This is a genomic window from Bacteroides sp. RTP31139st1_H2_RTP31139_211217, from assembly GCF_040227615.1.
Lineage (GTDB): Bacteria > Bacteroidota > Bacteroidia > Bacteroidales > Bacteroidaceae > Bacteroides > Bacteroides uniformis.
In genome coordinates, this window is sequence record NZ_JBCNZM010000117.1 from 9,344 (window position 1) to 14,958 (window position 5,615).

Genomic DNA, 5,615 nt, shown 5'->3' on the forward strand with positions numbered 1-5,615 from the left:
TGAATCCATTCGTCCAGAAAGAGGTTAGCAATATTACCCAACAGTAACGGACGGGTATTGTCTGGCGACTGGAGCCGTGCCAGGATATAATTGGCAGGATGATGCCCGTAATCCTTGAAGCATTCGGCAAGCGAACTGATGTCTATCAAGTAATCGGGCTCAAGTATAATAAAGGAAGGGGTGAGTATGCCGACTTCGTCCACCGTAACATCCAGCAGATTGACCTGGGCATGCCGCCACAGAATCCGGCAGGTTTCTGCAAACTCTTCATTAATCTGAGGTACATTATAACGGACACGCAACGGCTCATCGGCCACAGTGTCTACGGGCAGTACATATAAATAAGTATCATCGGCATACTGAAAACAGACGCGCATGCGCTTTATCCGTTCTTTGGCGGGCGGTGCCACTATATAGGTGGCATCCGCACGAGGTAGCAGGCGATAAAGTTCGGCAGGTATCTCCTCCCCCGTCAAGCGCTTGACAAAGAATGCCAGTGTCTTGGCATCACGCAACAACTGTTCACGTTGCGGTTCCGCCTGGCGGTTCAGAATAGCATTGGAGGTCAGCCGGAAGGTATGCAGACGGTTCTGTTCCACGGTGGAAAGTCCGGCCTTCGAAGCCACGAAACTGATACGTGCAGAAAGGTCCGTCATCTGCAAGCTGCCGTCGGGCATCTGTGTACGGCACAAACGCTCCAGCAACTCGCGCAATTGCCGATAGGCCACGTCCAAGGAGATTTCCTCAACGTGGCAGGCTTCCAGCAATATACTAAAATATTCCTTTACTTCACAATCCATCATTCCTCTGTCTCCACTTCTTCCGCTTCATCATCAGTCTTTTTATCCTTTATCATCAGGATACTCAACTCATAGAGCAGATAAAGCGGCACCGCCACTACTGTCAAGGTAAACGGGTCACCGGTCGGAGTAATGATGGCCGAGGCAATAACAATGATGACAACAGCATGACGGCGGTATTTCCGCAAAAAGGTCTTGTGCACCAGTCCCAGCAGGGAAAGCAGCCATGTCACCAGCGGCAGTTCGAATGCCAGTCCCATGCAAAGCACCAGCATCATGAAATTGTCGATGTACGAGTTCAGGGAAATTTGATTCTCGATGGCTGCGCTCAATTGATAAGTGGAAAGGAAACGCAATGTCAGCGGATAGACCATAAAATACCCCAGCAACACACCGATGAAGAACATCACCGTACCTATACCCAGCGCTTTCCTCACCCCTTTACGCTCGTTTGGATAGAGTGCAGGGCTTACAAAGCGCCAGATTTCATAGAAAATATAAGGAGCAGCCGTTACCACCGACATCCAGAAAGCGGTAGACATGTGGACAAAGAACGGTGCGGCAAGATTGATATTGACGAGCTTCACATGAAACTCCTGGGTAAAGAATTCATCCTGCAAGTCCAGTCTCTGCCCTATCCAGCGCAGCAAGTCATAGAAAATGAAGTCGTTATGGCAAGGAGCCAATATCACATTGTCAAACAGATAAGGCATGGCAATAAAATAACCGATAGCCAATACAAACCACACACCGAGTACACGAAACAACACTCGGCGCAACTCGTCCAAGTGGTCCCAAAAGGTTAGTTCTTTTTCTGACATAAAGGGATTTACTATTTGACAATTTACTATTTACTATTTGGGCTGCGCTGCGGGGATTTACTATTTGACAATTTACTATTTGGGCTGCGCTGTGGAAAAGGCAACAAGCCTACCCATACTCCTGAACTTCTCAGAGTATCAAATAGTAAATAGTAAATTGTCAAATAGTAAATACCCTTATTCCTTTATTTCTTTTCAGCCGGTTTATCCAAATCTTCCTGAGCCTTGTTTATCTCTTCTTTGGCTTCATTCACACCATCCTTGAAGCTCTTCACTCCTTTGCCCAAACCACGCATCAATTCGGGAATTTTCTTACCACCAAACAACAGCAAGATGACCAATGCAATAATTATCCATTCGGAACCGCTGGGCAGAAAGCCTAATAAAAGTAAGTTTGTCATAGTTATATCTGATTAATTATAGTGCAAAGATAGGAAAATTAAGGATTAGGGATTAAGGATTAAGGATTAATTTTATCGCAATCCCTAATCCCTAATCCCTGCCCCCTATCTTCAGTCTTGATAATAAATACGTTTTACCCGTGTAGAAACGCTTGTCAACACCTCATAAGGAATAGTTTCGAGTACATCGGAAAGAACGGTTATAGGCAGATGGTCACCAAAAATTTCCACACTGTCACCCTCCTTGCAATCGATGTCCGTCACGTCAATCATACAGACATCCATGCAGATATTCCCTACATAGGCTGCCCGTTGGCCGTTTACAAGACAATAGGCATGTCCATTTCCAAGATGGCGGTTCAGGCCGTCGGCGTAACCGATGGGAAGAGCCGCTATACGCGACGGACGGGTGAGATGCCCTTTCCGGCTATACCCCACCGTATCCTCTTCGGGAACATCACGTATCTGGAGGATGGTAGTCTTCAACGTGCTCACATTATTCATAATGGAATTGTCTATGGGATTGACACCATAGAGGCCGATACCCAGGCGCACCATATCGAATTGCGCCCCAGGGAAACGCTCGATACCTGCGGAATTGCAGATATGGCGAAGTATCTTATGCGGAAAAGCCTCCTGCAATTCCATGGACGCTTTCTCGAACATTTCTATCTGCCGGCGTGTAAAACTGTCGAATTGTTGCGAATCGCTCCCTACCAAATGCGAGAAGACGGAACGGGCAATCACAGCATTCTGTCCCTTCAGCCGTTCTATCAGCCGGGGCATATCCTCCGGAGCAAACCCCAGGCGGTGCATACCGGTATCCAGCTTTATGTGGATGGGGAAGTTTGTGATACCTTCCTTTTCCGCTTCTTTAATCAAAGCGTCCAGCAGATGGAAGCTATATACTTCGGGCTCCAGCTTGTAATCGAACATGGTCTTGAAAGCAGTCATCTCAGGATTCATGATAATGATGTTCGCAGTGATGCCCGCTTTGCGGAGTTCGGAGCCTTCGTCGGCAACCGCCACGGCAAGATAATCGACATGATGTTCCTGCAAAGTCTTGGCTATCTCATAAGAACCTGCACCGTAAGCGGAGGCTTTCACCATGCAGACCATCTTTGTTTCCGGCTTCAGCTTGCCACGATAATAGTTCAGATTGGCAATCATCGCTCCAAGATTAACCTCCAGAATGGTTTCGTGCACCTTCTTCTCCAATACTTCCGTCAAGGAGTCAAAACCGAACTTACGTGCACCCTTAATCAGAATTATTTCGTTTTCAAGGCGAAGTTCCCCACGCTGAATGGCACGTATCAAGGCCGCTGTATCCGGATAAAAGGTCTTCTCTATATTAAAGCGTGCAGCGCAGGAAGATATTTCATTTCCTACACCTATGATGCGTTCAATGCCACGGCTGTTTACCAGCTGTGCCACTTGTCGGTAAAGTGTCGGCGTGTTCTGACCGGTCTCCAATATATCCGAAAGAACCAAAGTCCGCCTCAATCCCTTACTTTGCGAACGGCGGTAAAGAAAATCGAGTGCAATATCCAATGAGCCAAGGTCAGAATTATAACTGTCGTTAATCAACAGACAGTTGTTTTTTCCCTCCTTGACTTCCAGCCGCATGGCGATGGGTTCCAGCCTTGCCATACGTTCTGTAATCTGTTCGGCAGGAAGCATCAGATAGAGGCATGCGGCCAGGCAGTTCAGCGAATTCTCGATGGAAGCATCATCTATGAACGGTAGAGTAAACGTATTGTCCATATCCAGATAGCGATAGGAAATGACAGTACAGTCATCCCGTTTCTCCACTTTACTTATATATAGAGGACGTTCCATATCTTTCCGGCTCCACGCAATCTCACGTGCAGACAGCATGGACTTCGCCACACAGTTGCTGACGAACTCATCGTCACCATTATAAATCACTACATCACAATTCTTGAAAAGCGTCAGCTTCTCCATGCATTTCTCCTGCAACGAGAAGAAATTTTCCTGGTGAGCCCCTCCTATATTGGTCAGGATGCCTATGGTAGGCTTGATGATGTTCTGCAAAGCGCGCATTTCCCCCGGCTCGGAAATACCGGCTTCAAAAATAGCAAGTTCGGACTGTTCGTTCATCTGCCACACAGACAAAGGCACTCCAATCTGGGAGTTATAACTGCGGGGAGAACGGATAATGGCACGTTCCGGACTGAGCAACTGGTGCAGCCATTCTTTCACAACGGTCTTGCCGTTGCTTCCCGTAATACCGATGACCGGTATCTGGAACTGGTTCCGATGCTGTTCCGCCAGTTTTTGCAGGGCTTTCAGCGGGTTGGGAACAATGAGATAATTGACAATTGACTGCGCATCATCACGCTGCATAGCATTGTCAATTGTCAATTGTCCATTGTCCATTAATCTAAAGCTTTCTTCGCTAAGCACAAAATTACGTACTCCACGGGCATATAAATCTGTAATATAGCGCGCACCGTCATTCCTCTTGGTGGTCAAGGCAAAGAATAATGTTTCCTCAGGAAAATTCAGGGAACGGCTGTCAGTGAGCAGCCAGTCTATGGTAGCCGGCGCGTTTCCCATACGCCGTGCGCCAATACTTTCGGTTATGCTTTCAATCGAATACGACATATTTCTCTCTCTTTTTGGAAATCTAAGTACGGGTATTTTCCGTTAAGTTGGTCTATTTTTAACACAATTTGTCCTAAAAAACGCTTATACTCTTCTGAAGCGGGATAAAATGGCTTATGTGACAACATCTTACGGATATTTTCACTTTCTTCCATAATCCGTAACGCATCGGCAGAGATGCACGACCGGGTAAACCGTTCCCAGACATAGCGAATGGCCGTTTCGGAAGGATGCACCATGTCTTCTGCATAGAAGCGATAGTCACGAAGCTCGTCGAGCAGCAGCTCATAAGCCGGAAAATAGAAAACATGTTCCGGGAAAGTGGCTTGCAACTGGTTCACGGCAAGTAGCAGGGTAGCTTTACTGAGCTGGTTGGCATGCATTCCGTCACGTACGTGGCGGATGGGGCTGACGGTGAACAATACTTTCAGCCGGGGAATCCGCGCCAGCAAGCCAGAAAGCAAAGAGGTGTAGTCAGATACTATTTCACAGACAGAAAGCATACGGCGGGTAAAGCAGGACTCAGGTTGCTTATGACAATTGGCAACTACAGTTCCCGTCTTTTTATTTTCATAAACCCAGGCAGATCCGAAAGTCAGCAGCAGACAATCCAACCGGTCCAGCCTTTCATGGGCGCTTTTCAAACGCCCGTTAATGCCTGCCAATGTTTCCTCTGCAGAGACTGAGGAAAAACTACCATGATGCATGGCACTATGCCAAAGTTCATGAAAGAGGAAAATATCGTTTTCATTGTAGCATCTGCCCGCAATGATTTCACGCAATGCCGCAGAAATGGAAAACGGATTATAAAGCACACCATAAGGATTGACGTCACAACGGAACTTGGCATCCACCAGCCTTTGCCCCATCTCGGACGCAAAACAAGAACCCATCAGCAACAGATTATTCTCTTGCGAAAGAAGGGGCATACTGGAAACTACTTCTACAGGCGTATAAAGATTCAT

Annotated in this window: 4 protein-coding genes and 1 pseudogene; all 5 read right to left on the minus strand. The window is 47.1% G+C overall.

All coding sequences use genetic code 11. From position 1 onward, the window contains the following. Positions 1 to 800, minus strand: a pseudogene (locus ABUA47_RS17080) (DNA helicase); the annotation flags it as partial. Further along, positions 800 to 1,621, minus strand: coding sequence for a twin-arginine translocase subunit TatC (tatC, locus tag ABUA47_RS17085; RefSeq protein ID WP_005835227.1), 822 nt, complete (start codon positions 1,619 to 1,621; stop codon positions 800 to 802). The gene tatC and the pseudogene ABUA47_RS17080, both read right to left, overlap by 1 nt. Positions 1,622 to 1,806: 185 nt before the next feature. Beyond that, entirely contained in the window at positions 1,807 to 2,022 is a 216-nt protein-coding gene (locus ABUA47_RS17090; RefSeq protein WP_005823939.1) for a twin-arginine translocase TatA/TatE family subunit, read from the minus strand. A gap of 111 nt (positions 2,023 to 2,133) precedes the next feature. Further along, positions 2,134 to 4,650, minus strand: a complete 2,517-nt coding sequence (locus tag ABUA47_RS17095) for a bifunctional UDP-N-acetylmuramoyl-tripeptide:D-alanyl-D-alanine ligase/alanine racemase (RefSeq protein ID WP_009037150.1) — start codon at positions 4,648 to 4,650, stop codon at positions 2,134 to 2,136. Next, positions 4,626 to 5,615, minus strand: a 990-nt coding sequence (locus ABUA47_RS17100) for a GSCFA domain-containing protein (protein ID WP_035450165.1), incomplete at its 5' end; no start/stop codon positions are given. The genes ABUA47_RS17100 and ABUA47_RS17095, both read right to left, overlap by 25 nt.